The 25,861-nt window shown below is 53.0% G+C and carries 22 protein-coding genes, 1 tRNA gene and 2 rRNA genes; 24 read left to right on the top strand and 1 reads right to left on the bottom strand.

Features of this window, described 5'->3' with window-relative positions:
- Positions 1-136: 136 nt before the first annotated feature.
- The 19 genes from BLP47_RS06685 to BLP47_RS06595 all read left to right on the top strand — a co-directional run bounded on the left by BLP47_RS06685 (position 137) and on the right by BLP47_RS06595 (position 20,122).
- A 23S ribosomal RNA gene (locus tag BLP47_RS06685) occupies positions 137-3,237 on the top strand.
- 101 nt (positions 3,238-3,338) lie between these two features.
- Positions 3,339-3,455, top strand: a 5S ribosomal RNA gene (rrf, locus tag BLP47_RS06680).
- Positions 3,456-4,391: 936 nt separating this feature from the next.
- The gene (locus tag BLP47_RS06675) at positions 4,392-5,588 is read left to right on the top strand and encodes a hypothetical protein (RefSeq protein WP_157671560.1); all 1,197 of its coding nucleotides are present in this window, start codon (positions 4,392-4,394) and stop codon (positions 5,586-5,588) included.
- Positions 5,589-5,633: 45 nt separating this feature from the next.
- Complete coding sequence (locus tag BLP47_RS06670; RefSeq protein ID WP_091851852.1) at positions 5,634-6,614, top strand: HAD-IIA family hydrolase; 981 nt, start codon at positions 5,634-5,636, stop codon at positions 6,612-6,614.
- 123 nt (positions 6,615-6,737) lie between these two features.
- On the top strand, positions 6,738-7,535 hold the full coding sequence (locus tag BLP47_RS06665) for a TlyA family RNA methyltransferase (RefSeq protein ID WP_091851850.1): 798 nt from the start codon (positions 6,738-6,740) through the stop codon (positions 7,533-7,535).
- Positions 7,532-8,428, top strand: coding sequence for an NAD kinase (locus tag BLP47_RS06660; protein WP_091851848.1), 897 nt, complete (start codon positions 7,532-7,534; stop codon positions 8,426-8,428). The genes BLP47_RS06665 and BLP47_RS06660 overlap by 4 nt, the downstream gene beginning before the upstream one ends.
- The gene (gene recN / locus BLP47_RS06655) at positions 8,425-10,086 is read left to right on the top strand and encodes a DNA repair protein RecN (RefSeq protein WP_091851846.1); all 1,662 of its coding nucleotides are present in this window, start codon (positions 8,425-8,427) and stop codon (positions 10,084-10,086) included. The genes BLP47_RS06660 and recN overlap by 4 nt, the downstream gene beginning before the upstream one ends.
- A gap of 55 nt (positions 10,087-10,141) precedes the next feature.
- Positions 10,142-11,806 (top strand): CTP synthase, encoded by a 1,665-nt coding sequence (locus tag BLP47_RS06650; RefSeq protein ID WP_091851844.1) that lies wholly within the window; start codon positions 10,142-10,144, stop codon positions 11,804-11,806.
- 51 nt (positions 11,807-11,857) lie between these two features.
- Positions 11,858-12,706 carry a site-specific tyrosine recombinase XerD gene (locus BLP47_RS06645; protein ID WP_249883316.1) on the top strand — a complete coding sequence of 283 codons (849 nt, stop codon included), beginning with the start codon at positions 11,858-11,860 and terminating at the stop codon, positions 12,704-12,706.
- A gap of 29 nt (positions 12,707-12,735) precedes the next feature.
- Positions 12,736-13,560 (top strand): ParA family protein, encoded by an 825-nt coding sequence (locus tag BLP47_RS06640; protein ID WP_249883314.1) that lies wholly within the window; start codon positions 12,736-12,738, stop codon positions 13,558-13,560.
- Positions 13,544-14,347 (top strand): ScpA family protein, encoded by an 804-nt coding sequence (locus tag BLP47_RS06635; protein ID WP_091851838.1) that lies wholly within the window; start codon positions 13,544-13,546, stop codon positions 14,345-14,347. The genes BLP47_RS06640 and BLP47_RS06635 overlap by 17 nt, the downstream gene beginning before the upstream one ends.
- The gene (gene scpB / locus BLP47_RS06630; RefSeq protein ID WP_091851835.1) at positions 14,340-14,885 is read left to right on the top strand and encodes an SMC-Scp complex subunit ScpB; all 546 of its coding nucleotides are present in this window, start codon (positions 14,340-14,342) and stop codon (positions 14,883-14,885) included. Before BLP47_RS06635 ends, scpB begins: the two co-directional genes overlap by 8 nt.
- Complete coding sequence (locus tag BLP47_RS06625) at positions 14,878-15,633, top strand: pseudouridine synthase (RefSeq protein WP_249883312.1); 756 nt, start codon at positions 14,878-14,880, stop codon at positions 15,631-15,633. Before scpB ends, BLP47_RS06625 begins: the two co-directional genes overlap by 8 nt.
- The gene (aroH, locus tag BLP47_RS06620) at positions 15,633-15,995 is read left to right on the top strand and encodes a chorismate mutase (protein WP_091851829.1); all 363 of its coding nucleotides are present in this window, start codon (positions 15,633-15,635) and stop codon (positions 15,993-15,995) included. Before BLP47_RS06625 ends, aroH begins: the two co-directional genes overlap by 1 nt.
- Positions 15,992-17,062: a prephenate dehydrogenase gene (locus tag BLP47_RS06615; RefSeq protein ID WP_091851826.1), complete on the top strand. Its 1,071-nt coding sequence runs from the start codon at positions 15,992-15,994 to the stop codon at positions 17,060-17,062. Before aroH ends, BLP47_RS06615 begins: the two co-directional genes overlap by 4 nt.
- Entirely contained in the window at positions 17,062-17,700 is a 639-nt protein-coding gene (gene cmk, locus BLP47_RS06610; protein WP_091853045.1) for a (d)CMP kinase, read from the top strand. Before BLP47_RS06615 ends, cmk begins: the two co-directional genes overlap by 1 nt.
- A complete protein-coding gene (gene der, locus BLP47_RS06605) occupies positions 17,693-19,156 on the top strand; it encodes a ribosome biogenesis GTPase Der (RefSeq protein ID WP_091851823.1) in 1,464 nt (487 codons plus the stop codon). Before cmk ends, der begins: the two co-directional genes overlap by 8 nt.
- Positions 19,157-19,162: 6 nt before the next feature.
- The gene (locus BLP47_RS06600; protein WP_197672369.1) at positions 19,163-20,026 is read left to right on the top strand and encodes a DUF368 domain-containing protein; all 864 of its coding nucleotides are present in this window, start codon (positions 19,163-19,165) and stop codon (positions 20,024-20,026) included.
- 22 nt (positions 20,027-20,048) lie between these two features.
- Positions 20,049-20,122, top strand: a tRNA-Pro gene (locus BLP47_RS06595).
- Positions 20,123-20,131: 9 nt separating this feature from the next.
- Here BLP47_RS06595 and BLP47_RS06590 read toward each other — a convergent pair.
- Positions 20,132-21,730 carry an ABC-F family ATP-binding cassette domain-containing protein gene (locus BLP47_RS06590; RefSeq protein ID WP_091851819.1) on the bottom strand — a complete coding sequence of 533 codons (1,599 nt, stop codon included), beginning with the start codon at positions 21,728-21,730 and terminating at the stop codon, positions 20,132-20,134.
- Positions 21,731-21,924: 194 nt separating this feature from the next.
- On the opposite strand from BLP47_RS06590, the gene BLP47_RS06585 reads away from it, so the two are divergent.
- Genes BLP47_RS06585 through BLP47_RS06565 form a run of 5 tightly spaced genes read left to right on the top strand, consistent with a single transcriptional unit; the run spans position 21,925 to position 25,822 of the window.
- Positions 21,925-23,883, top strand: a complete 1,959-nt coding sequence (locus BLP47_RS06585; RefSeq protein WP_091851816.1) for a bifunctional UDP-sugar hydrolase/5'-nucleotidase — start codon at positions 21,925-21,927, stop codon at positions 23,881-23,883.
- A gap of 55 nt (positions 23,884-23,938) precedes the next feature.
- Positions 23,939-24,106 carry a hypothetical protein gene (locus BLP47_RS06580; RefSeq protein ID WP_157671558.1) on the top strand — a complete coding sequence of 56 codons (168 nt, stop codon included), beginning with the start codon at positions 23,939-23,941 and terminating at the stop codon, positions 24,104-24,106.
- Positions 24,107-24,115: 9 nt separating this feature from the next.
- Positions 24,116-24,694: a CDP-alcohol phosphatidyltransferase family protein gene (locus BLP47_RS06575; protein ID WP_091851810.1), complete on the top strand. Its 579-nt coding sequence runs from the start codon at positions 24,116-24,118 to the stop codon at positions 24,692-24,694.
- Positions 24,695-24,722: 28 nt separating this feature from the next.
- Positions 24,723-25,142, top strand: coding sequence for an FHA domain-containing protein (locus tag BLP47_RS06570; RefSeq protein ID WP_091853039.1), 420 nt, complete (start codon positions 24,723-24,725; stop codon positions 25,140-25,142).
- Positions 25,142-25,822, top strand: coding sequence for a MerR family transcriptional regulator (locus BLP47_RS06565; protein ID WP_091851807.1), 681 nt, complete (start codon positions 25,142-25,144; stop codon positions 25,820-25,822). Before BLP47_RS06570 ends, BLP47_RS06565 begins: the two co-directional genes overlap by 1 nt.
- Positions 25,823-25,861 lie beyond the last annotated feature (39 nt).

The following is a 25,861-nucleotide window of genomic DNA, read 5'->3' as shown; positions in this document are numbered from 1 at the left end:
TATTGAGATCAGAAATGATTGAATGCGGAACCGCACGTACTTTGAGAACTACATAGTGGACGCGAGCATCTTTATGGTCTGAATTTATTCAGACCAACGATTTTACATAAATTTATTTATGGAAGATCTCTTTGTGTATCAAGTTTTAAAGAGCACACGGTGGATGCCTTGGCAATAGGAGCCGAAGAAGGACGTAGAAATCTGCGATAAGCCTCGGGGAGTCGATAATCAGACTTTGATCCGAGGATTTCCGAATGGGGAAACCCAGCCAGACTCGATCTGGTTACTCCCGTCTGAATGTATAGGACGGGTAGAGGGAACGTGGGGAAGTGAAACATCTCAGTACCCACAGGAAGAGAAAACAACAGTGATTCCGTAAGTAGTGGCGAGCGAACGCGGAAGAGGCTAAACCAAGCATGTGTGATATCCGGCAGGAGTTGCATGTTTGGGGTTGCGGGACTTTTCAGAAGGTCTGCCGACCTTCAAGAGTATGTTATTCATATAGACGAATGGTCTTGAACGGCCAGTCATAGAGGGTGCGAACCCCGTAGTCGAAATGTGAATGCAGCTCGAGAAGTATCCCAAGTAGCACGGAACCCGTGAAATTCTGTGTGAATCAGCGAGGACCACCTCGTAAGCCTAAATACTACCTATTGACCGATAGCGGACAAGTACCGTGAGGGAAAGGTGAAAAGTACCGCGGGAGCGGAGTGAAATAGTACCTGAAACCGTGTGCTTACAATCCGTCGGAGCCAGCTTGTTCTGGTGACGGCGTGCCTTTTGAAGAATGATCCTGAGAGTTAGTGATCTGTGGCAAGCTTAACCCGCGAGGGGGAGGCGTAGCGAAAGCGAGTCTGAATAGGGCGCTTTAGTCGCAGGTTCTAGACCCGAAGCGAGGTGATCTACCCATGGCCAGGTTGAAGCGAAGGTAAGACTTCGTGGAGGACCGAACCCACTTCAGTTGAAAATGGAGGGGATGAGCTGTGGGTAGGGGTGAAAGGCCAATCAAACCTCGTGATAGCTGGTTCTCTCCGAAATGCATTTAGGTGCAGCGTCATGTGTTTCTCTCTGGAGGTAGAGCTACTGGATGACCGATGGGCCCTACAAGGTTACTGACGTCAGCCAAACTCCGAATGCCAGAGAGTTAGAGCATGGCAGTGAGACTGCGGGGGATAAGCTTCGTAGTCGAAAGGGAAACAGCCCAGACCACCAACTAAGGTCCCAAAGCGCTTGCTAAGTGGGAAAGGATGTGGAGTTGCAGAGACAACCAGGATGTTGGCTTAGAAGCAGCCACCATTTAAAGAGTGCGTAACAGCTCACTGGTCAAGTGATTCCGCGCCGACAATATAACGGGGCTCAAGCAAGTCACCGAAGTTGTGGCATTTATACATTGCTAGGCCGTAAGGTCCAGGCGTATAGATGGGTAGGAGAGCGTCGTGTGGCGAGTGAAGCGGCGGGGTGACCCAGCCGTGGACGCCACACGAGTGAGAATTCAGGAATGAGTAGCGAAATGCGGGTGAGAAACCCGCACTCCGGAAGACTAAGGGTTCCAGGGCCAGGCTAATCCGCCCTGGGTAAGTCGGGACCTAAGGCGAGGCCGACAGGCGTAGTCGATGGACAACGGGTTGATATTCCCGTACCGGCGAAGAACCGCCCAAACTAATCCAGTAATGCTAAGTAGCTGAAACTATCTGTTGAGACCTTCGGGTTGATCTGGATAGCGGAGCCTACGACCCTATGCTGGTGCGGTTAGCGTATTAACAGGTGTGACGCAGGAAGGTAGCCTCCGCGGGGCGATGGTTGTCCCCGTTTAAGGACGTAGGGCGAGAGATAGGCAAATCCGTCTCTCATTAAGCCTGAGATCTGATGATGAGTCCGCAAGGACGAAGTGGGTGATCCTATGCTGCCAAGAAAAGCATCGACGTGAGGTTCAAGCTGCCCGTACCCCAAACCGACTCAGGTAGTCAGGTAGAGAATACTAAGGAGATCGAGAGAATCGCGGTTAAGGAACTCGGCAAAATGCCCCCGTAACTTCGGGAGAAGGGGGGCCTGAGGCGTGTATGGATTTACTCCAGAAGCGCTGTATGGCCGCAGAGACCAGTGAGTAGCGACTGTTTATCAAAAACACAGGTCCGTGCGAAGTTGCAAAACGATGTATACGGACTGACTCCTGCCCGGTGCTGGAAGGTTAAGAGGACTGGTTAGCAGTAATGCAAAGCTAGGAATTTAAGCCCCAGTAAACGGCGGTGGTAACTATAACCATCCTAAGGTAGCGAAATTCCTTGTCGGGTAAGTTCCGACCTGCACGAATGGAGTAACGACTTCTCAGCTGTCTCAACCGCGAACTCGGCGAAATTGCACTATGAGTGAAGATGCTCATTACGCGCAGAAGGACGAAAAGACCCCGTGACCTTTACTATAGCTTGGTATTGGTGTTCGGTGTGGCTTATGTAGGATAGGTGGGAGACTGTGAAGCTTGAACGCTAGTTCAGGTGGAGTCATTGTTGAAATACCACTTTTGTCACCCTGGATATCTAACCACGAACCGTAATCCGGTTCTGGGACAGTGCCTGGTGGGTAGTTTAACTGGGGCGGTTGCCTCCTAAAAAGTAACGGAGGCGCCCAAAGGTTCCCTCAGCCTGGTTGGTAATCAGGTGTCGAGTGTAAGTGCACAAGGGAGCTTGACTGTGAGACTGACAAGTCGAGCAGGGACGAAAGTCGGGACTAGTGATCCGGCAGTGGCTTGTGGAAGCGCTGTCGCTCAACGGATAAAAGGTACCTCGGGGATAACAGGCTGATCTTGCCCAAGAGTCCATATCGACGGCATGGTTTGGCACCTCGATGTCGGCTCGTCGCATCCTGGGGCTGTAGTAGGTCCCAAGGGTTGGGCTGTTCGCCCATTAAAGCGGCACGCGAGCTGGGTTCAGAACGTCGTGAGACAGTTCGGTCTCTATCCTCTGCGCGCGCAGGAAATTTGAGAAAACCTGACCCTAGTACGAGAGGACCGGGTTGGACAAACCTCTGGTGTGTCAGTTGTACTGCCAAGTGCACCGCTGATTAGCTACGTTTGGGAGGGATAACCGCTGAAAGCATCTAAGCGGGAAGCCTGTTTCAAGATGAGATTTCCATGACTTAGGTCGAGAGGGCCGCAGCTAGATTACTGCGTTGATAGGCGGGATGTGGAAGTGTCGAAAGGCATGGAGCTGACCCGTACTAATAGCCCGATAACTTGATACAACTTCAAAACTTTTGCTTGCGTCCACTGTGTGGTTCTCGAAGTACGTTCGAGAACCGAATACTAAGCTTATGCTTAATCGATTCACGTGCTTCAATAGTGTTTCGGCGGCCATAGCGAGAGGGAAACGCCCGGTCACATTCCGAACCCGGAAGCTAAGACTCTCAGCGCCGATGGTACTGCAAGGGGGACCTTGTGGGAGAGTAGGACACCGCCGGACTTACTTTAGAAATGGCCACTCCTTTTGGGGTGGCCTTTTCTATTTAAGCCAAAAATTGCTCAAGGAGTTAAATAATGGAAGAACGCGGCAGAGGCAAACGGCCGAATGAAAGGCCTGAGGGTCCTTCGGGTCGAGGCGAGCGCAATGAATCGGAGCGTCCGGAGTGGCAAAAGCGCGTAGAGCGCGTTCGCACCGACGAAAAGTCCCCCCTGATTCCTAGCGCGATCACCCCAGAGGATCTGGACATCGGGGCTCGGGTGCAACTTAAGACTTTAACCGCCGAAAATGCTGAGATGACTGCCCGGCACCTCGCGATGGTGTCTCTTTTGATCGACGATGATCCCCAGTTGGCCCATAAGCATGCATTAGCTGCGTCTAGGAGAGCTGGCCGTTTGGCGATTGCTCATGAAACCCTTGGTCTCACGGCATACGCAATTGGTGATTTCTCCTTGGCTCTGCGAGAGCTCCTTACTCATCGAAGACTTTCTGCCTCCAATGAGCAGCTACCGCTGATTGTAGATTCTGAGCGTGGGATGGAACGCCCGAAGCGAGCATTGGAAGCAGTAGTTGGTGTTGACCGAACTTCTTTGCCGGTCGGAATTCGGATTAATCTTGCTATCGCGCTTTCTGGAGCCAGGCTCGACATGGGCGAAGCAAAGTTGGCGCTTCAGGAGCTTGAGATCCCTGAGCTGTCTCCAAAGCGCGTCCACGAACAATCCCCTGCCCTTTTTCGCGCCTACGCCGAATGCCTCCGGGAATTGGGGCGCGATGGCGACGAGTGGGATGCTCTGGCTGAAAGAGCAGAGACCGCAATAGCAACTCAGGATGGCGAGCTCTTTGACGTTTTCGAGGAGATCAGCATCCCAACCAGCGAGGAATTCGACGCGACCATGAAACCAGAGAAAAAAGAATATAAGCCACGCCGCGAGGGCGATCGTGACGACAGACCACGCCGCGAAGGAAGTTACTCCAGACCGGGCAGTGACTCCGGCAGGCCCTCCAGGCCAGCCGGCGATCGCCCAAACCGTGATGCTGATTCACGCCCGTCAAGGCCAAGGCCCGAGTCAGATCGTGGCGATCGGCCAGCAAGAAGTTATGAGGATAGACCACGCCGCGAGGGAGGTTACTCCAGACCGGGAAGTGACTCCGGCAGGCCCTCCAGGCCAGCCGGCGATCGCGATGAGCGACCTCGTCGCAGTTTTGAGGATCGCCCAAACCGTGATTCTGATTCTCGGCCATCAAGGCCAAGGCCCGAGTCAGATCGTGGAGATCGGCCAGCAAGAAGTTATGAGGATAGACCACGCCGTGAGGGAGGTTATTCCAGACCGGGAAGTGACTCCGGCAGGCCCTCCAGGCCAGCCGGCGATCGCGATGAGCGACCTCGTCGCAGTTTTGAGGATCGCCCAAACCGTGATTCTGATTCTCGGCCATCAAGGCCAAGGCCCGAGTCAGATCGTGGCGATCGGCCAGCAAGAAGTTATGAGGATAGACCACGCCGTGAGGGGGGTTATTCCAGACCGGGAAGTGACTCCGGCAGGCCCTCCAGGCCAGCCGGCGATCGCCCAAACCGTGATTCTGATTCTCGCCCGTCAAGGCCAAGGCCCGAGTCAGATCGTGGCGATCGGCCAGCAAGAAGTTATGAGGATAGACCACGCCGCGAAGGAGGTTATTCCAGACCGGGCAGTGACTCCGGCAGGCCCTCCAGGCCAGCCGGCGATCGCCCAAATCGTGATTCTGATTCTCGCCCGTCAAGGCCAAGGCCCGAGTCAGATCGTGGCGATCGGCCAGCAAGAAGTTATGAGGATAGGCCACGCCGCGAAGGAGGTTATTCCAGACCGGGCAGTGACTCCGGCAGGCCCTCCAGGCCAGCCGGCGATCGCCCAAATCGTGATTCTGATTCACGCCCTTCAAGGCCAAGGCCCGAGTCAGATCGTGGCGATCGGCCAGCAAGAAGTTATGAGGATAGGCCACGCCGCGAAGGAAGTTACTCCAGACCGGGCAGTGACTCCGGCAGGCCCTCCAGGCCAGCCGGCGATCGTCCAAAGGATGACCGTCCGAGGCGCGATGGTGACGCTAGGCCCGCCCGATCTTCAGATCAAAAACCTGCCAGGCCCAGCGATTCGAGGCCGGTAGAGCGTAAGCGATTCGACCGAGGTGATTCAAAGCCTAGGAGGCCAAATGGTTCAGCTGATTAGTGGTTACGATTCTCTGTTATTGGATCTTGATGGAGTTGTCTATTTAGGTAATGAGCCAGTAAAAAACGCAGTCTCGAGTATCCTCGCCGTGCATGCAAGGGGATTGCAGGTCGGATATGTTACTAATAATGCGTCGCGAACCCAAGAATCCATGGCTGAGCAATTAGCTGGTTTTGGATTACCGGCAACTTCATCAAGTCTGATTGGTTCCGCTCGGGCTGGAGCGAAGATGCTCCTTGAGCGAATAAATGTTGGTGAAAAAGTCTTGGTCGTGGGAGGGGAAGGCCTGAGGGTTGCCGTGTTGGAGGCTGGTTTTGAGATTGTAGATTCACATAAGCAACTACCAAAGGCAGTGATCCAGGGATTTAACCACGATGTTTCTTGGGATGATCTTGCCCAGGCGAGCTACGCAATTCAAAATGGTGCAATCTGGATTGCCACCAATCAAGACTGGACCATTCCAAGAGAAGACGGCATAGCGCCCGGAAATGGGACTCTTGTCTCTGCCGTTCATACCGCTGTTGGAATACTTCCTGACGTGGCAGGAAAGCCATTCGCTCCAATATTCCGATCCGCAATCGACGAGTTGGAAATCTCGAATCCGCTATTTGTTGGAGATCGTCTCGATACCGATATCAGGGGGGCAAATAACTTTGGAATCGACTCGGCTTGCGTTATGACAGGAATAGCAACTCGCAAAGAGCTGCTTGGGGCCAATATTGAGGATAGACCAAAGTTTATTCTTGGGGACTTGAGCGAATTGCTTCTTGATTACCCAAAGTCAAAAAAGACCAAGTACGGAATTCGGGTTAATAAAACAGAGGTTGAGCTTTTGGCGGGCAAGGTTTTGGTTTCTCGAGGCGACCCTGCATCGTTAGACGCCTTAAGGGCCGCAAGCGAGCTAATCTGGACCTGCGGTACGCCGATTTATGCATTAGACGTCGAGCCGGCTCTTTTTAGTTAGGAATTATTTATGAACTTAAACCCGATTCTGCAGGAATTGGAAGTTATTGAGGACTTAGAGCCGCAGGCTCAGATTGACGCACTTGTCGGGGTAATCTCTCGCATCGAAGAATTGCTCAACTAATTGGCTGAGCGACTAGACATCGAGTTGGTCGTGAGACTGCTTGCGCGCTCCAGGTCTCAGGCCGCGCAGCTAATCTCGCAGAACAGGGTTGAAGTCAACGGGAAGTTGGCAACAAAGTCCTCAGCGAAAATCGAAGAGACTGACCTAGTCAACCTGACGGAGGGGGCTAACTATGTCTCTAGGGCTGGACAGAAGCTAGCTGAGGCGCTGATTGAGTTCGGAGTGACCCCAACTGGCTGGTGTCTTGACGCTGGGTCATCTACCGGAGGCTTCACTCAGGTTCTTCTTGAACAGGGCGCACACGGGGTAGTTGCGGTGGATGTAGGTCACGACCAGCTAGTTGCCGAATTGAAAAATGACGGGCGAGTCATTTCTCTTGAAGGGTGCAACCTTCGCGACCTAACCCCTGGCTCCTTAAAAGAGCTTGTTGGCAAAAATCTTGATTTCTCACTGGTGGTTGCGGATCTGAGCTTTATCTCTCTTACGCTGGTATTAAGTCAGCTAGCAGAGCTTGCACCAAAAGCGCCGATGGTGCTTTTGGTGAAGCCTCAATTTGAGGTTGGAAAGCACTCGCTTAGTGCCAACGGAATAGTTACTGACTGGCGGGAGAAGGCGAGGGCAATGTCCCAGGTGGCCGATAATGCGGTGCAGTTGGGGTATGAAATCTCCGGGTTGACAACTTCGAGCCTAAAAGGGACCCACGGAAACGTGGAGTTCTTGTTGTGGATAACGCCAAATCGGGAAAATAATCGGCAACAATGGTCTAAAGAAATTGAGAGGTTGGCCAAGGGCAAATGAGCCGCAACATTCTTCTAGTTACCAATGCTCAGTCGCAGACGCAGGCGAGCTTGGTTTCGGATGTCTGCCAGCTGCTCTCAGCCAACGGGCTGAGCTGCCTTTTTGAACCGGGCGAGCTATCCAGGCTTGAATCTCAAGGGGCCGAGATTGAGTCTCGAGTCGAATATGATTCCCAGAAGCTCGAAGCCGTGGTGGTCTTAGGGGGTGACGGGAGCATCCTTCGAGCTGCCGAACTAACCTTTGGGAAAAATGTCCCTATTCTTGGAATCAATACGGGTCACGTCGGATTCATGGCAGAGGCGGAACTTATTGGTCTGGACGCGGCAATCGCCGCCCTTGCTCAAAAGGATTACAAAGTTAGAAACCGAGTCGCCCTCGAAGTTTCGGTGATGGTTTCAGGTGTTGAGGTTTTTAATTCCTGGGCACTCAATGAGGTGACCGTAGAAAAAAGTGCTCGTGAGCGGGTCCTCGAGGTAGTCATGGAGGTGGATGGTCGGCCACTGGCGGCATTTGGCTGCGATGGTGTACTGGTATCAACTCCCACCGGATCCACGGCTTACGCCTTTAGCGCTGGAGGACCGGTTGTCTGGCCAAATGTCGAAGCGCTTCTGCTTGTCCCCCTGAGCGCACACGCCCTATTTGCGCGGCCACTTGTTTTAGGCACAAACACGGAGATTGCCATCGAGGTCCTTGCTCGAAGTGCGAGTGCTGGAGTGATGTGGTGTGATGGTAGGCGCAGCTTTGATTTGAGCCCCGGATCCAGGGTCGAAGTTTATAAATCGGATACCTCAATACCAATGATTGTGCTGAGTGACGCTCCCTTCACGGATCGCTTGGTCAGAAAATTCGCCCTGCCAGTTGTTGGCTGGAGGGGTCCGGAGTCCCCGAATTGATTGAGTCAATTTCAATAAGAAACCTCGGAGTAATAAGTTCGGCGCAGTTGAATCTTTCAGCAGGCTTCACCGCACTGACGGGGGAGACTGGCGCTGGAAAGACCATGGTTTTAACAGCCTTGAATCTTCTGCTTGGCGGACGAGCAGACTCTGGTTCGGTTCGCAATGGTGAGAGCTCGCTTTTTGCAGAGGGACGTTGGTTCGGGGTGGATTCGTCACTCTCCGAGCAACTTATTGATCTTGGTGCTGATCTTTCAGAAGGTGAGCTGATCGTGAATCGAACGGTTTCGCAAGACGGCAGGTCAAAGGCGGCAATTTCTGGGGCTTCGGTACCCATTTCCGTTCTGTCTCTGATTGCCGATCAGTTGGTTACCGTTCACGGGCAATCAGATCAACTGCGATTGCGCTCTGCGGGCGCTCAGCGTGAAGCCCTTGACGCCTTCGGCGGAGCTGAACTCGCCAAGGCGTTGAGCACATACTCGGGAAATTATTTAAGTCATCGAGCCTTGGCTGCTCAGCTAAAACGCATTAGAGGCAGTAGTGCCGAGGAACAAGTGGCACTGTCGAAACTTCGAGAGCTGATATTTGACATCGAAGCCCTCGATCCCTTTCTCGGAGAGCTAGAGGAGCTATCAGAAAAAGTTGAGCGACTAGGAAATGTGGAGTCTCTTCGCGAGGCAGCAGATAAGTCTCACGATGCTCTTAGCTCCGAAACCAGCTCGGATGTTATGTCGCTTGCTGCGTCGGCGCGCAAGGCCCTTGAGTTATCCAGCGATCCAATTCTGCTGGCCCTGAGCGAGCGACTCAAGGAGATTGGCATGCTCGCTGGTGAGGTTGCTGCGGATTTATCCTCTTACCTCTCAGACCTAGATGCAGACCCCTCTTTATTGCAGAAGTTACTCTCCAGAAGGGCGGAGCTTATTTCACTCGAGCGCAAACACGGCAGGAGTTGTGATGAGCTAGTGGAATCTTTGCCAGCGCTTCGACTGCAGATGTTGAATCTCGATTCCTCTGATGAGCAGCTTGAGAATTTAGAAAAGCAACTCGCAGCAGAGCTCTCGGCTTTAACCGAGGCCGCTCTTGGGTTGACCAAGGCCCGCATTTCTGCAAGCGAACGACTTAGCCATTTGGTGAGCGTGGAGCTTTCGCAACTCGCGATGGGCGGCTCGGCGCTGGTCATCTCGGTTGGCGAATTGGCCGAGTTTGAAGCCACCGGTAAAGATTCAATTGAGTTTCTTCTCGCCTCGCATTTGGGGGCCCAGCCTAGGCCTCTTGCCAAGGGTGCTTCGGGTGGAGAGTTGTCAAGAATAATGTTGGCCATCGAACTGGTGTTGGCTGAATCGAACACACTCCCCACAATGGTTTTCGACGAGGTCGATGCCGGGGTTGGCGGCCAAGCGGCAGTGGAATTAGGGCGAAGACTAAAGAAGCTATCCGAGACCACGCAGGTGATTGTGGTTACACACCTAGCCCAGGTCGCCGCATTTGCGGACCATCAACTTTTGGTGTCAAAAAACTCCTCTGGCGAATTTACTGCAACATCAGTGAGTGAGCTTTTTGGTCACGACCGCGAGGTTGAGCTGGCAAGAATGCTCTCGGGTAGCCCCGATTCTGCGGTGGCAATTCAGCATGCCAGAGAACTTTTACAAACTAGCTAGCAAAGTTTCGTGTCACTGATAACTGCCGGACTAATCGCTGATAGATTCAGATTCCATGGCTGAACGTGCACAAACTCCAAGACATATCTTTGTTACCGGAGGCGTCGCCTCTTCATTAGGCAAGGGCTTGACCGCCGCCTCGCTGGGAAACCTGCTTCGAGCTCGCGGCCTCCTGGTGGTTATGCAGAAGCTAGACCCTTATCTAAACGTTGACCCCGGGACAATGAACCCTTTTCAACACGGCGAGGTCTACGTCACCGAGGACGGTGCCGAAACAGATCTCGATATCGGCCACTATGAGCGCTTTTTAGATATCAACCTAAACGCGGCAGCCAATGTCACCACGGGCCAGGCTTATTCCACCGTGATTGCCAAAGAGCGACGCGGTGAGTATCTCGGTGACACGGTTCAGGTGATTCCTCACATAACCGACGAGCTAAAACGTAGAATGCGACTCCAGGCGGATCAAGACCCGGTTCCCGATGTGATTATTACCGAAATCGGTGGGACCGTAGGAGACATCGAGTCTCAGCCATTTATGGAGGCGGCTAGGCAGGTCCGGCAAGATATTGGTCGCGATAATGTATTTTTTGTTCACGTCACCCTGGTTCCCTATCTGAAGCCATCGGGGGAACTCAAGACCAAGCCAACCCAGCACTCGGTTGCCATGCTTCGCTCTCTCGGTATTCAGCCGGATGCGATTGTTTGTCGAGCTGATCGCGAGCTGCCAGATTCAATCAAGAACAAGATTGCTTCAATGTGTGACGTAGATCGCGAGGCGGTTGTGACCGCCGCAGATGCCAATTCAATCTACGACATTCCAAAGGTCCTAAACTCCGAAGGTCTCGATACTTATATCATCCGCAAGCTCGGATTAGTCTGTGGCGAAGTGGACTGGTCTCACTGGCAACCAGTTCTGGACGCTGTCCACGACCCAAAGCATGAAATCACTATCGGTCTAGTTGGCAAGTACATCGATCTGCCCGACGCCTACCTTTCTGTGACAGAAGCACTCCGAGCCGGTGGATTTGCCGAAAACACGAAGGTTTCGATTCGCTGGATTAAGTCTGATGATTGTGAAACCCAGGGCGGCGCTCGCGATCAGTTGGCAGATTTGGATGCAATTTGTGTCCCCGGAGGATTCGGCATCAGGGGAATTGAGGGAAAACTCGGAGCGCTTAGGTTTGCTCGAGAGAACCAGATCCCTACCCTCGGCCTTTGCTTGGGGCTGCAGTGCATGGTGATTGAATATTCGAGAAACGTTGCTGGCATAGCGGGTGCCACCTCTAGTGAATTTGAGCAAGACGCTCAACATCCCGTAATTGCAACCATGGCCGAGCAGGTTGATGTCCTGGCTTCTGGAGACATGGGGGGCACAATGAGGCTTGGGGTATACGAGGCCAAATTGACTTCCGGTTCGATTGTGGCAAATGCCTATCAGGCAGAATCAGCGCTTGAGCGTCATCGCCACCGCTACGAGGTAAATAACCAGTACCGTGAGCAGATCGCGGCGGCCGGACTGGTGTTTTCTGGGACCTCTCCGGATGGCACCTTGGTTGAATACGTAGAACTTCCAAAAAGCGTGCACCCTTATTACCTAGCAACCCAGGCTCACCCAGAGTTCAAGTCGCGGCCAACTAAAGCTCACCCACTGTTTCACGGTTTGGTAAAAGCAGCGCTGGAGCGCCAAAAGCAGCAAAAACTATTCGACGAGAGCTAGCAATTGCAGCCGCTAGATAAATATTTGCGGCATCTAACCGTGGAGCGCGGTTTGAGTAAAAACACTCTGGCTGCCTACAAAAATGACCTCGCCAAGTACTTCGGATATCTAAGCCGGCTTGGCGCATCGGTCGAGGGTGTGACAGCCGAACTTGTGCAAGATTTCGTGGTCACTCTGAGTGAATCCGGATTAAAGTCGACTAGCTGCGCTCGTATTTTGGCGGCGGTAAGGGGATTTCACAGGTTTTTGTTGCTCGAGAATCTTAGAACTGACGATCCGACAGCGCGGCTGAGACCCATAAAGCTCCCGATGCGACTTCCCAAAGCGCTCAGTCAAGACCAGGTTCTTAAACTCCTAGCTGCCAGTGGACCGGAACCAACCGATGAATCGGCCGACCCGATTGGGCTGCGCAATCGCGCAATCTTGGAGCTGATGTATTCCTCTGGGGCTCGGGTCAGCGAAATAGTCGATTTAGACCTGGATGAAATAGTAGGTCAGGGCCTCATGAGAGTCAGAGGCAAGGGCGCAAAGGAAAGAATCGTTCCAATTGGCTCGTATGCCTTGAAGTCTTTGGATGCTTATTTAATTAGAACTAGACCGTTACTGAACAAAAAGACTGGATTGCCAGCATTATTTCTCAATCAGCGAGGTGGAAGGCTCTCTAGGCAAAGCATTTGGGAGGTAATTCAAAAAGCGGGCAAGGCATGCGAACTTGCTGTCTCGCCCCACACCCTGAGGCATTGTTTTGCGACCCATCTAATTGAAGGTGGGGCCGATGTCAGGGTGGTTCAGGAGCTCCTTGGTCACTCCTCGGTGGCCACGACCCAGATTTACACAATGGTGACTATTGACACCCTCAGAGAGGTCTACCACGCTGCGCATCCGCGCGCTCAGCGATAGGATTTAGCCACAAACAACTGGAGGTACCGGTGTTCCTTTCTGAAAAGGTATTCCCCGTTCCGGCAACGCTAAAGCAGCATGGCCCGGCTCGAATTATTGCTATGTGCAATCAAAAAGGTGGTGTTGGGAAAACCACCACCACCATCAATCTGGCAGCCTCTCTTGCGGAGTATGGCCGCAAGGTGCTCGTAGTTGATTTTGATCCTCAGGGCGCTCTGAGCGTGAACCTAGCTGCTGACTACCAGGACGCACCGACTATTTACGAACTGATGATGAATGCCGGGATGGACCCACACACGGCCATTCAGAAGACTGAAATCGAAAATTTAGACATAATTCCGGCAAACATTGACCTATCAGCTGCCGAGATGAACCTGGTCACCGAAATGGGTCGAGAGAGAATTCTGGATGGCATTTTGGCAAAGGTTAAAAACGAATACGACGTGATATTTATCGATTGCCAACCATCTCTTGGGCTTTTGACCGTAAATGCCCTGACAGCGGCCCACGGAGTTTTGATTCCTATGGCAACCGAGTTTTTTGCCCTGCGAGGGGTGGCGCTGCTGGTTCAGACCATCGAAAAAGTGAAGGCCCGCACCAACCCCAGCCTTACTCTGGACGGCCTGATTCCCACTATGCACGATAATCGCACGCTGCACGCTCGGGAGGTCTTGGAGCGCCTGCGCGAAGCGTTCCCTGGAGAGGTCTTTGACACCGCGGTCGACCGCACCGTAAAGTTCCCAGACGCAACCGTTGCCGGCAAGCCAATAACGACATTCGCCCCCAATTCCGAAGCCGCCGAGGCGTATCGACGGGTGGCCAGGGAGCTGGTAGCGCGTGGCAGTGCAGCTTGAATCGGAAATTGATTTTCAGCTCCAGCTAGATAATTTCGAGGGCCCTTTCGATTTACTGCTTCGGCTGATTGGTAAGCACGAGCTCGATATCACTCTGATTTCACTTTCGAAAGTCACCGAGGAGTTCCTGAGCTACGTCAGAAAGCTTGATGCCAAAGCCGAAATTAATAGCGCGAGTGAATTCCTAGTGATCGCAGCAACCCTTTTGGATATCAAAATCGCGAGTCTTTTGCCGCAGGGGGAGGTGGTAGATGCCGAAGATGTAGCAATGCTTGAGTCAAGAGACCTCTTATTCGCAAGGCTCTTGCAGTATCGGGCATTTAAGGAAATTGCCAGTTGGTTTTCCACCTCGCTGGAAATCGAGTCGAGCAGGATTCCTCGCGAGGTTCGCTTGGAGGATCGCTTTAGGAACGCACGCCCAGAGCTCAGGTGGACTACTGAACTTGACGAGTTCGCAAAGATTGCAGAATTGGCATTTTTACCCATAGCAATTCCCGGTGTCGGGCTAACCCACTTACACGCACCCAAAGTGAGTATTAGAGAGCAGGCCAGATTCATGGTGGGGCTGCTTCGTAAAACTGGCTCTGCGACATTTAGAGAGTTGATGCACGGAACTAAAGATCGCAGTGAGCTGGTCGCGAGGTTCTTGGGCCTTCTTGAGCTCTACCGCATCGGCGCGGCTTCTTTTTTGCAGCCCGAAGCATTCGCGGATTTTACCGTCTTGTGGGCAGATGAGGCCTTTAGTATGGATCAACTAACGCAGTTGGGATCGGAATTCGATGACTGATTTTCAGCTGCGCGCTGGGCTGGAGGCGATACTGGTTGTAGCAGAGACCCCCCTGAACATAATCACAATAGCGGGTGCCCTAGAGGTCCCAATCAACTCGGTTCGAGAGGAACTAGAAGCCCTCAGGGCGGAATACGACCAGGCCAATAATGGCGCCGGTCGTGGTTTTGAGATTCGCGAGGTTGGCGGGGGCTTCCGGCTTTATGTCAGGAGCGACCACGACTGGGCGGTTAAGCAACTGGTGGCAAATGAAAACCCCGCGAAACTATCCCAGGCTGCTCTTGAGACCTTAGCCGTGATCGCTTATCGGCAGCCGGTGGCCCGGGGCCAGGTTTCCTCAATCAGGGGAGTAAACGTAGACTCCGTGGTGCGCACGCTCTTATCTCGAGGCCTCATCACTGAGCTTTATCTTGATGGCGACAGTGGCGCCGCTATGTTTGGCACGACTGATCTTTTATTAGAAGTGCTAGGAATAAACTCACTGGAAGAGCTTCCTTTAGTGAGCCCGTATCTACCAGGTCAGGATGACATTGATTGAGAATGAGGGAGTAAGACTCCAAAAGGCACTTGCTGCTGCGGGGGTTGCATCGAGAAGGGCATCCGAAGAGCTAATCGTCAAGGGCAAGGTTAGAGTCAACGGCAAAGTAGTAACCGAGCTAGGCAGCCGAATCAATCCTTTGGAGGATATGGTTTCGGTGGACGGTCGCCCAATTCAGATGGACCCGGATCGGGTTTATATCGCTTTTCACAAACCCAAGGGCGTCGTGTCTACGATGAAGGATGAAAACGGTCGACCCTGTCTGGCGGACTATTTTCTTGGTTTTGATCGAGTCTTCAATGTTGGGAGACTGGATTCCGAGACCACGGGTATTTTGCTCATGACAAATGATGGAGAGCTAGCCAACCAGCTGGCACACCCATCTTTTGGTGTTCAAAAGGTATATTTTGCCAAAGTGCGCGGTCAAATAACTAGAGCAGAGATGACCAAACTCACCGAAGGGGTGAAGCTTGAGGATGGCGTATCCAAGGCTGATGCGGCGAAGGTTATAGATCAAAACGAGCAATCATCTTTGGTCGAGTTATCTATGCACTCCGGGAAGAACCGCGTTGTTCGTCGGATGTTCGAAGAAATCGGTTTCCCGGTGCTAGATCTCACCCGAAAAAGCTTCGGCCCGCTTCGGTTGGGCAACCTCAAGCCAGGTCAATATCGTGAGCTGGGTAAGCTGGAGGTTAGTTCGCTGATGGAAGCGGCGCAATCTTCTGAAAAGGCTAGAAAGAGGCAGTAATGGCGGTTAGGGCGATTCGCGGCGCAATTCAGCTTGACCAAGATGAGCGCAGCCACCTTTTGCAATTAACCGCTGAACTGGTTACCAAGGTCCTGCACGAGAACGACTTAGAAGTCGCAAATCTAATTTCTATTTGGTTCACTGCGACCCCGGATGTTGTGAGTGAGTTTCCGGCGCTCGCAGCCAGGGAGCTTGGCTTGGGGGATGTGCCCCTGATGTGCAGCGTGGAGATGAATGTGAAAAGTGCAATGCCCCTGGTGATTCGCCTAATGATGCACGCCGAAACCCCAAAGTCTCGGAGCGAGATTCAACACGTCTACTTGCGCGGCGCAAGTGGGCTTAGGACAGATCTAGCTCAGTGAGTGATCCAAAAGTACTGATTATTGGGGCAGGGTTGTTGGGCACCAGCCTGGGCCTTGCGCTATCCCGGCAGGGCGTGGTTCCGGCTATTGAAGATTTATCTAAGGCCAACCAGAGGCTCGCCATTGAATATGGTGCCGGCGTCAAGCCTTTTCAAGAACCCGATTTGGTCTTTGTGTGCGTTCCGCCGGACTTTACTGCTCAAGCGGTTGTCAATCAGCTCAAAAAATACCCGAAGGCGATCGTGACGGATGTTGCTAGCGTCAAGGCTTTTATTCTGCAGGAAGTTGCCAGCCAGGTGACTTTGGCCGAGCTTGCAAGATACGTCGGCTCCCACCCGATGGCTGGTCGGGAAAAAGGTGGCCCCGGTTCGGCAAGAGCGGATTTATTTTTCGCCAGACCTTGGGTAATAACCCCGAGAGTAGATAACGACTCGCTAGCAGTCGCTCTGATTAGAGACACTGCGAGTCGCCTGGGAGCATTGCCAATTGAACTGAGCGTTGAAAGGCATGATTCGGCGGTTGCTCTGGTGTCGCATTTGCCACAACTGCTTTCATCTTTATTGGCGGCAAGGCTGGTTGCGGGTTCTGAGGAGCAGTTGAATCTTGCTGGTCAAGGCCTGCGCGACACAGCCCGCATTGCCTCAAGTGACTCAGATTTGTGGATTCAGATAATTAGCCAAAATGCCCCCCAGATTTTGCCACTTTTGGTGGATTTGCAATCGGATTTGAATCAACTGGTAGCAAGCATTGCGAATCTTGATGAAGTTGGTGCGCTGGCGAGGGTTCATTCGATTTTGGATGCGGGTAATCGTGGGGTTGCGAGGATACCGGGCAAACACGGGGGTAAATTCCTCGAGTATCAGCTTGTGACCGTGGTTATTGACGACTCGCCAGGAGCATTGGCAGGCCTGCTCGTATTCATTGGCGAAATCGGTGTCAACATCGAGGATCTAAAGCTCGAGCACTCACCCGGCGCCGCAATTGGTTTGGTAGAGCTCCAAGTATTGCCAGAGTCCGCCGGTCGCTTGGTTGAAAAACTATCCGAAAACGGTTGGCGGCTGGTCTAGTGACTGGGTTTGTCGTGGCGATTGACGGCCCGGCTGGATCAGGAAAATCCAGTGTGAGTAGGGCCGTGGCAGCTAGGTTGGGGTTTGGTTACCTTGACACCGGCGCCGGGTACCGAGCTTTTGCAATCCACGCCCTGAATAATCCGGAAGTGCCTGCCGAACATCTCGCGGAATCCTTTGGCTACAGCATTTCCATGGACCCCGGTGCCCAGAGCGTTTTTCTCAACGGCCAAGACGTTACCGAATTGATTCGAACTGACGCCATCGCCAAAGCGGTGGGCGCCATAGCGCGGAACCTGATAATTCGAAAATTCCAGAATTCCGATGCCAGCGCGAGAATCCTGTGTTGCGACCTACCAGGCATAGTGGTGGAGGGTCGAGATATCACCACTGTTGTTGCCCCCAATGCAGCGGTTAGAATACTGCTAACCGCTTCAGAAGAAGTGCGAATGAAAAGAAGGGGCCTAGAGCAGACCGAGTCTGCCGAGAATTTGGCCCAAAGAGACAAAAGCGATTCAAAAGTCGTTGATTTTATGACGCCCTCACCCGGTGTTGAACTAGTCGACACTACCAATTTGGATTTCGAAGGTAGCGTCCAAAAGGTGCTAGAAGTGATTGAGGCAAAAAAGCATGGCTGAAGAATTTGACCCAGAAATTGATCTGGCTAGAACTGAAATTTTAAGAGAAGAACTCGAGGACTACGAGCTCGAAGAAGAAGACCTAGCGTTACTAGGGCTTGCGCTCGATGATGACTCAACCCCCAGATACAACCCAGCTCCGCCGGTACTGGCGATTGTCGGAAGACCAAACGTTGGAAAATCCGCGTTGGTCAACAGGATTCTGGGTCGTCGCGAAGCTGTGGTCGAAGATAAGCCTGGTATCACTCGAGACCGAGTCTCCTATAAGGCTGACTGGAACGGCAGGGCACTGACCCTGGTGGACACCGGTGGCTGGGAGCACGGTGCAATGGGCCTAGATGCCGCGGTCGCCGAGCAGGCCGAAATCGCAGTCGAACTAGCGGATGCGGTCCTATTCGTAGTGGACGCCCTAGTTGGTGCAACTTTTTCGGATGAAAAAGTTGTGAAGATGCTTCGCGCATCAGGCAAACCGGTGTTTTTGGTGGCCAATAAAATTGATGATTATCACCTCGAGGCTGAGGCCGCAGCGCTTTGGTCGCTCGGCCTAGGACAGCCCTATCCGGTGTCTGCCCTTCACGGCAGGGGAGTGGCCGATCTTTTGGACGCGGCCCTCAAGACCCTTCCAGAAAAATCCAACATCGCAAAAGATGAGTACTCAGGGCCACGTCGAGTAGCTCTAATCGGGCGTCCCAATGTTGGCAAGTCTTCGCTTTTGAATAAGGCCACCGGAACCAATCGCGCCGTGGTTAGCGATTTAGCTGGAACCACCCGTGACCCGGTCGATGAGCAAGTCGAGATTGCCGGCAAGATATGGCGCTTCATCGATACTGCGGGCATTAGGAGAAGGCTTCACCGTGTAGTTGGCGCAGACTTCTATGCATCCCTAAGAACAGCTGCCGCTCTCGAACGCGCTGAAGTTGCGGTCGTGTTATTTGATGTCACAGAGCCAATTAGCGAGGCCGATATCAGAATCGTGCAGTTGGCCCTTGATTCGGGCCGGGCTCTCGTGCTGGCCTTCAATAAGTGGGACATGCTAGATGATGAGCGACGTATTTACATCGAAAAGGAAATTGACCGGGACCTGGCTCACGTTGATTGGGCTCCGCGGGTCAATATCTCAGCTCTAACCGGGCGCCACCTCGAGAAGCTGGTGCCAGCCCTTGAGCTCGCTTTAGAGTCTTGGGAACAGCGCATTCCAACTGGCAAGCTAAATGCTTTTGTGCAAGAACTTCAGGCTTCAACACCCCACCCGATTCGTGGCGGAAAACAACCGAGGATCCTGTTTGGTACCCAAGCCGCATCAAGGCCACCAAAGTTCGTATTATTTGCATCGGGGTTCATCGAAGCTGGTTACCGAAGGTTTATTATTCGTAAGCTTCGCGAAACCTACGGGTTCGAAGGCAGCCCGCTTGAAATTGGCGTCCGGGTCAGGGAGCGCCGCAAGCGCGGCAAATAGTACAAAATGTTTCAACACCTACTGAGCGCACTTAGGGGTTTTCTAATTGGCACCGCCGAGGTAATTCCCGGAGTGTCTGGCGGCACCGTGGCATTGGTTACCGGAGTCTACGATCGAATCATAAGATCCGCCGCTGCCACAGTCGAGGGCTTGATTTGGCTAATTAGATTCAAGCCCAAAACCGCGCTGGTTGAGTTCAAGAAGATCGATTTCGTGCTTCTAATTCCGCTACTGATTGGCATGGTGCTGGCCATTATCTCGGCAGCTGCGGTTCTTGCCCCTTTGCTTAGAGATTATCCAATGCTCTCCAAAGCAGTCTTCGCTGGCATGATTACGGCTTCGATCTATGTCCCATTCTCCATGGCCGCTAGGCGCTGGAAACTCAGGGACTATTTGATTGGCGCTGGCTTTGCGAGCTTGGCTTTTCTGCTGACCTCACTGCCTTCAGTGGCACCGGCTAATCCAAGCGGCCTGGTAATTGTGGGGGCTGCTGCCCTCGCGGTCTGTGCACTTGTATTACCTGGCATCTCGGGTTCGTTTCTGCTTTTGGCGCTTGGAATGTACACCCCCACCATTCAGGCGGTGAATGACCGAGACATTGGCTATTTAGGGCTATTTGTTTTGGGTGCGATTTTAGGGTTGGCGAGTTTTGCTTCCGGCCTCGACTGGCTTTTGAATAACAAGAGACGAATCACGCTGGTGGCAATGACCGGATTGATGCTTGGATCCCTAAGGGCCTTATGGCCTTGGCAAGACGAGGCAAAAAACTTTTCCCAAATTACCGACCTGAGTGCAGTTCTAGTCGCGTTTGGACTTGGAGCCGCCCTGATTGTTGGCGTGATAATGCTTGAGCGTCGAATTCATCAATAGACTATGCAAGCTAGTTAGCTAGCGGGATGTAGCGCAGTTTGGTAGCGCACCTGGCTGGGGGTCAGGGGGCCGCAGGTTCAAATCCTGTCATCCCGACAAATCTTTCTACGATAATGAAATAAGATCCGCGTAGCCCTCGTTCCAGTGGTCCTCATCGCCATCAGGCAGGATGAGCACTCGCTCTGGGTTTAGAGCTCTGACCGCGCCCACATCGTGCGAGACCAGGACGATCGCACCTTTGAACGTGGCCAATGCATTGAGGATTTCCTCCCGACTAGCTGGGTCTAGGTTGTTGGTTGGCTCGTCCAGTAAAAGCACGTTGGCGGATGAAACCACAAGTGACGCGAGTGCTAGCCGAGTTTTTTCCCCACCGGAAAGCACGCCTGCTGGCTTATTCACGTCGTCACCGGTGAATAAGAAGGACCCTAAGACTTTTCTGGCATCAGTGTCAGGGATCTGCGGTGCAGCATCCTGCATGTTCTGCAATACGGTTCGGTTGACATCAAGAGTTTCGTGCTCCTGAGCGAAATAACCGACCTTTACCCCGTGCCCTTCGATTAGGTGTCCGGTGTCTGGTTTATCGACTCCTGCCAGGATCCTCAGAAGCGTAGTCTTGCCGGCACCGTTTAGGCCGATGATGACAACCTTGGAGCCTTTGTCAATCGCTAGGTCGACTGCGGTGAAGATTTCTAGTGAGCCGTAGCTTTTGGAGAGGTTCTCCGCCATCAGCGGAGTGCGCCCACAAGGGGCTGGGTCGGGGAACTTGATTTTGGCTACTCGCTCGACATCTCTGACGTCTTCAAGCGAATTCAGAAGGGCGTCAGCTCGGCGAACCATTTGCTTGGCGGCAACTGCCTTGGAGGCCTTAGCGCCGAATTTGGCTGCTTGGAGTTGAAGCGTGCTGGCCTTTTTTTCGGCAATGGAGCGATCGCGCTTGCGGCGTTCCTCGTCGGTGTTGCGAGCCTTTTTGTATTGGTTCCAGCCCATGTTGTAGATGTCAATCACTGTTCTGTTGCCATCAAGGTAAAACACGCGATTCACAGTGTCTTCGACCAGGTCGACATCGTGACTGATGACAATCAGGCCACCCTTATAGTTTTTGAGAAACTCCCTGAGCCAAACAACAGAGTCGGCATCGAGGTGGTTTGTTGGCTCATCCAGAATCATGGTTTGGGCGTCCGAGAAAAGAATCCTCGCCAACTCAATCCTTCTGCGCTGACCACCCGATAGCGTCTTCAGGGGCTGGTCCAAAATAGCGCCTTTGATATTAAGGCTCCCTGCGATAGCGGCAGCTTCAGCCTCTGCGGCATAGCCCCCAGCATTTTGGAAGCGTTCTTCAAACTTGGCGTAGTTGGTCATCGCGGTTTCGGAAATCTTCGGGTCTGAGCTGCCCATCTCTTCGGTAGCGCGAGTCATTTTTTCAATGAGCGATCCCAGCCCGCGGGCATTCAAAATCCTGGTCCGAGCTAGCTCTTCCGGGTCCCCGCTTCTAGGGTCTTGAGGCAGATAGCCAATCTCGCCCTGGCGATCAACGAAACCCTGGGAGGGTTGCCCATCGCCGGCGAGGATCTTGGTCAAGGTGGTCTTGCCGGCACCGTTTCGACCAACGAGGCCAACCTTGTCACCCTTGTCTACCCGGAAATTCACCCCGTGCATCAAGATTCGCGGGCCAATGCGAATCTCAAGGTCGCGCACGCCAATCATTTATTGCTCCAAGGGGGATTAGTTGTCGCGAATCAAAAGCGACCAACGAAACTTCAGCCTACCAAAGCAATGACCTGAAGGGATTTTTGTTTTTGATTGGTCAGTGACTCGGGAGCCTAAAGTTCACCTAAAGGTTGATACGACTTCATGTTTCAGACAAAGGGGCGGAACTCGAGGGGCATAGAGTCGGGCTTATGAAACTAATAGGTCAACGTCGACCCAGGGTCGGCCCCGCAGCTTTAGCTGCGCTTCTAATCGGTGCCCTAGCATTTGGCACCCCCGCCGTCTCAGCTGAGACGTATGCAGTTCCAACTGCACCAGTCGCTGTAACTGTTGTTCAAGCCGACGGCGGCCTAATGGTCTACTGGCGCGGGGCTCAAGGCTCACCTCCCATCACCAACTACGTCATCTCAGGGGGCCCGGGGAGCTGTCCGGTAATAGTCGGTCCAAATGCCCGCAGGGCACTTTTACCAGCTTTAAGTAAAGAAGCCATGACGGTCACCGTTGAAGCGGTTAACTCCTACGGGTTCTCTCCTTCAAAGGCCTCGACGGGCACAATAGCAGCCAATAGCCTGGCATCGAGCGACCTAAAAAACGTTCAGCTACTGCAATTTAGTGATTTCCACGGCGCACTAGAGGCTAGCTCGACCGCCATCGGAGCCGCAGGTTTGGCGGCAGCCTTCGAGGCGGATCGAAAGCTATCGAAAGCCACTTTGACTCTATCTTCGGGCGACAACATTGGCGCAGCTCCTCCAATCAGCTCTCAGTTTGGAGAGCTTCCAACAATCAGGGCACTAAACGGTATGAGGCTCGATGTTTCGACCTTCGGTAACCACGAGCACGATCGTGCGACTCAGCACCTGAGAGAAATGATTCGCTACTCCGACTTTAAGTGGATTGTTAGCAATTACAGCTCACTTAAGGGCCTAAAGGCCTCGAACGATAAGCGTGCTCAGAGTTACACCATCATTGATCGCGGTGGGGTTAAGGTCGGGGTGATAGGTATTAACACCTCGCAGACCGTGGATCAGGTCTTCCCCGGGAATCTTGACTTCACATATGCTGGAGTCTCATCTGAGATTGTGATTCAAACGGGTGTTGTCAAAGCCCAAAGGGCGGTAGATGCGGCAACGGCTGCCGGTGCCGATTTGGTTGTGGCTTTGATTCACGAGGGCTGGAACCAGAACCTTGGCGGCGAAGCGCTTGGCCCGCTAATTGGTTTCGCAGAAGACCTCAAGGGTGTGGCGGCGGTTTATGGTGGCCACTCTCACCAGCAGTTTTCCTCGGTAGTCAATGGCGTTACAACCGCAATGGTCAAGAACTCGGGTGTGCAATACACCCGGACCCAGCTCTGCGTTGACACCAAGGCAAATAAGGTACTGGGCTCATCGGTTGAGTTTATTGGTAAGTCCGATGTCGCGAGCCTGACACCAAACGCTGCGGTAACCACCATGGTTGGCGGTTATAAATCCAGACTCAACGCCAAAATGGATGTTCAAATTGGCACCGTCGCGGACCTATCTCCTCGAGGCGGAAGGCCTGCAGTTGAGCGATCCGGCGAAGCAGCTCTTGGGAGCTACACTGCCGATCTGGTTCGCGCCAAATATGAGGTTGACCTTGCACTATTAAATGGTGGCGGAATTAGGGACACCCTCCCGGCTGGGAACTATAAGCCAGCAGACGCCACACTGCGCCGACCAGCTGGAACGCAGACCGTTGGACCGTTTGATGTGACGCTCGGTGACGCCTATACGGTTTTCCCTTTCGGGAACTCAATTAGCACCGCACAAATTAGTGGAGCGGGTCTCTGGGCGGCATTAGAAAACGGAGTATCGAATTACCCAACCGACGGTCGATTCCCTCAGGTCTCTGGCTTCAAGTTCTCGTTCGATTCAACCAAGGCTGTCGGGTCCCGCATTGTTTCAGTCACCAAAACCGATGGAACTTTGATTCCCAAGGACACCGCGAGCTACAGCATCGCAACCCTGGATTTCTTGGTTTACGGTGGGGACGGTTACTCGCAGTTCAACCCAGCCAACCAGCAGGTCAGAGATCTGTTGGTCGATGTGTTCACCGAGGGGCTGAAGGCTGATTTGGCCGCCGGCAAGGTCACCACACTCAAGACTGACGGCAGGATCACAGTCATCAAATAACAAACAGGCAGGAAGGGTTGTGGGCCCGGGTGAAACCTTGGCCCACAACTCTTTAATGGCTCTTTTTTCAATCCGACTGATGATGTGCGCCTGGCTCTTGGTCTTTTTGTTGCCCGTTGACAAGGTGGATGCCTTGCTCACCGAAGCTCAAGCGAGGGTCTCTACTTTGATGTCCGTTTGGTCCAGGGCGAGCCAAGCGGATTTCTGGTGGGGTACTGGCTAGAATCGGGGGATGAGCGTTTTGAGGGAGCTGCGTAGCCTGCCGAACATGCTCAGTGTTTTGCGGCTCTTGCTTGTGCCGGTGTTCCTCTACCTGCTGTTATCAGGAGATCATTATATTTGGGCTCTTATTGTCCTAACCTTCGCCGGGGCAACCGACTGGCTTGATGGGCAAATTGCTCGAAAATTTAATCAAATGACCAAGCTCGGGCAGGTCCTTGATCCAGCCGCGGACCGGCTTTACATCCTGGCTACCATCGTTGGCCTGACCATTAATGGAACCATTCCACTTTGGCTGGCTGTCGTGATCGTTTCTCGCGATGTGATGCTTCTGATTGTTTACCCAATTTTGGCAACCCACGGCTATGGGCCGCTCCCAGTTCACTTTTTGGGTAAAGCTGGCACCTTTGCTTTGCTCTACGCCCTGCCACTACTTCTCATGGCCGACATCTGGCCCGGTGCAGATTTCATAATTTTGCCTTTGGCTTGGGGCTTCACCTACTGGGGAATTGGGCTTTACTGGTGGGCCGGTTTTGTCTATGTAAAACAGGTCTACGAATTGATTTTTGCCAGAGCGAGAAAAAGCCTCTAAAGTTGTGGGGTTAGGGGAGGAGGAAATAATGTCCAAGGAGAATTTCAGCGATGAAACTACTCGATTTGCCGAGGACTTATTGCCTCAGGACCCCAATGAACTAAGCCCTGAAGAGGTTTCTGCGGTCAAAGCGCTGCCATCTGGTTCAGCACTGCTGATTGTGCGAAGGGGGGCGGCAGCGGGGTCCCGTTTCCTGTTGGATCAAGACCTGACATTGGCCGGACGCCATCCGAATGCGGATATCTTTTTGGATGACGTAACCGTCTCCAGAAAACATGCCGAAATTCACAGGAGCGGTAAAAACTTCACGGTCAAGGACCTGGGCTCGATGAATGGAACATATTGCGATGGTGCAAGAGTAGATTCCTGCGAGCTCTCCGATGGTTCTGAATTATTGATTGGAAAATTTCGAATGACTTTTTATACAGCCCAGAGTGATAAAACCTGATGGAGTCTGCAGTTCGCAGTATCCAGCACAATCAAAAGCTCTACACTATCGGCCAAGTGCTGGCGGTCCTCAAGCCTGAGTTTGGAGAACTGAGCCCCTCAAAGCTTCGATTTCTAGAGGATCAGGGTTTGATTACTCCGGATCGGACCGAAGCCGGCTATCGAAAGTATTCGGAAAACCAGATTGAGCGCCTGAGAATTGTTTTGACTCTGCAACGAGACCAGTACCTTCCGCTAAAAGTCATCCGAGATCACCTAGACGAATTAGACGCCGGGCGCGAGCCGTTATTGCCAGTTGCTAGCGCCGCTTCACTTCGAAAGGGGCAGCGGTTTTCGACGAATCAGTTGAAAGCGGAAACTGGCATTAGCGATCAGGCATTTCGAGAAGGTTCGGAACTTGGGCTATTCGCCGCACAGCCACACTCTTCGCACGAGGTTGAAATTGCCTTCGCCCTGGTTGGTCTCGAACAGTTCGGTATTCAACCCCGGCACTTGCGGGGCCTCAAGTCTGCGACCGAGCGTGAAGTGGGCATTATCACCGGGGTTACGGAGCCGATAATACGAAAAAAGGCGCTAGATTCTCAGGCTCGAGCGGGCCATATTGCTCGAGAAATCGCCGAGCGTTTTGGGGCAATTCGTTCGCACCTGATTTCAGAAGTTATCGACGAAATCGAAAGCTAATCGCGACACGCCGAGACTCAACAGCAACCTTAAAGTAGG

Origin of the sequence: Candidatus Aquiluna sp. UB-MaderosW2red (assembly GCF_900100865.1) — a bacterium.
In the GTDB taxonomy this organism is placed as follows: Bacteria; Actinomycetota; Actinomycetes; order Actinomycetales; family Microbacteriaceae; genus Aquiluna.
Note: the sequence above shows the minus strand (reverse complement) of the source record. Positions and strands in the feature narration are given on the sequence as shown.

Coding starts and splice junctions, on each gene's coding strand:
- der (WP_091851823.1), top strand. CDS start 17,693: ATGGCTGAAGAATTTGACCCAGAAATTGATCTGGCTAGAACTGAAATT.
- scpB (WP_091851835.1), top strand. CDS start 14,340: ATGACTGATTTTCAGCTGCGCGCTGGGCTGGAGGCGATACTGGTTGTA.
- BLP47_RS06590 (WP_091851819.1), bottom strand. CDS start 21,730: ATGATTGGCGTGCGCGACCTTGAGATTCGCATTGGCCCGCGAATCTTG.
- BLP47_RS06600 (WP_197672369.1), top strand. CDS start 19,163: ATGTTTCAACACCTACTGAGCGCACTTAGGGGTTTTCTAATTGGCACC.
- BLP47_RS06565 (WP_091851807.1), top strand. CDS start 25,142: ATGGAGTCTGCAGTTCGCAGTATCCAGCACAATCAAAAGCTCTACACT.
- BLP47_RS06580 (WP_157671558.1), top strand. CDS start 23,939: ATGGCTCTTTTTTCAATCCGACTGATGATGTGCGCCTGGCTCTTGGTC.
- BLP47_RS06660 (WP_091851848.1), top strand. CDS start 7,532: ATGAGCCGCAACATTCTTCTAGTTACCAATGCTCAGTCGCAGACGCAG.
- BLP47_RS06650 (WP_091851844.1), top strand. CDS start 10,142: ATGGCTGAACGTGCACAAACTCCAAGACATATCTTTGTTACCGGAGGC.
- BLP47_RS06570 (WP_091853039.1), top strand. CDS start 24,723: ATGTCCAAGGAGAATTTCAGCGATGAAACTACTCGATTTGCCGAGGAC.
- BLP47_RS06585 (WP_091851816.1), top strand. CDS start 21,925: ATGAAACTAATAGGTCAACGTCGACCCAGGGTCGGCCCCGCAGCTTTA.
- BLP47_RS06670 (WP_091851852.1), top strand. CDS start 5,634: ATGGTTCAGCTGATTAGTGGTTACGATTCTCTGTTATTGGATCTTGAT.
- BLP47_RS06575 (WP_091851810.1), top strand. CDS start 24,116: ATGAGCGTTTTGAGGGAGCTGCGTAGCCTGCCGAACATGCTCAGTGTT.
- aroH (WP_091851829.1), top strand. CDS start 15,633: ATGGCGGTTAGGGCGATTCGCGGCGCAATTCAGCTTGACCAAGATGAG.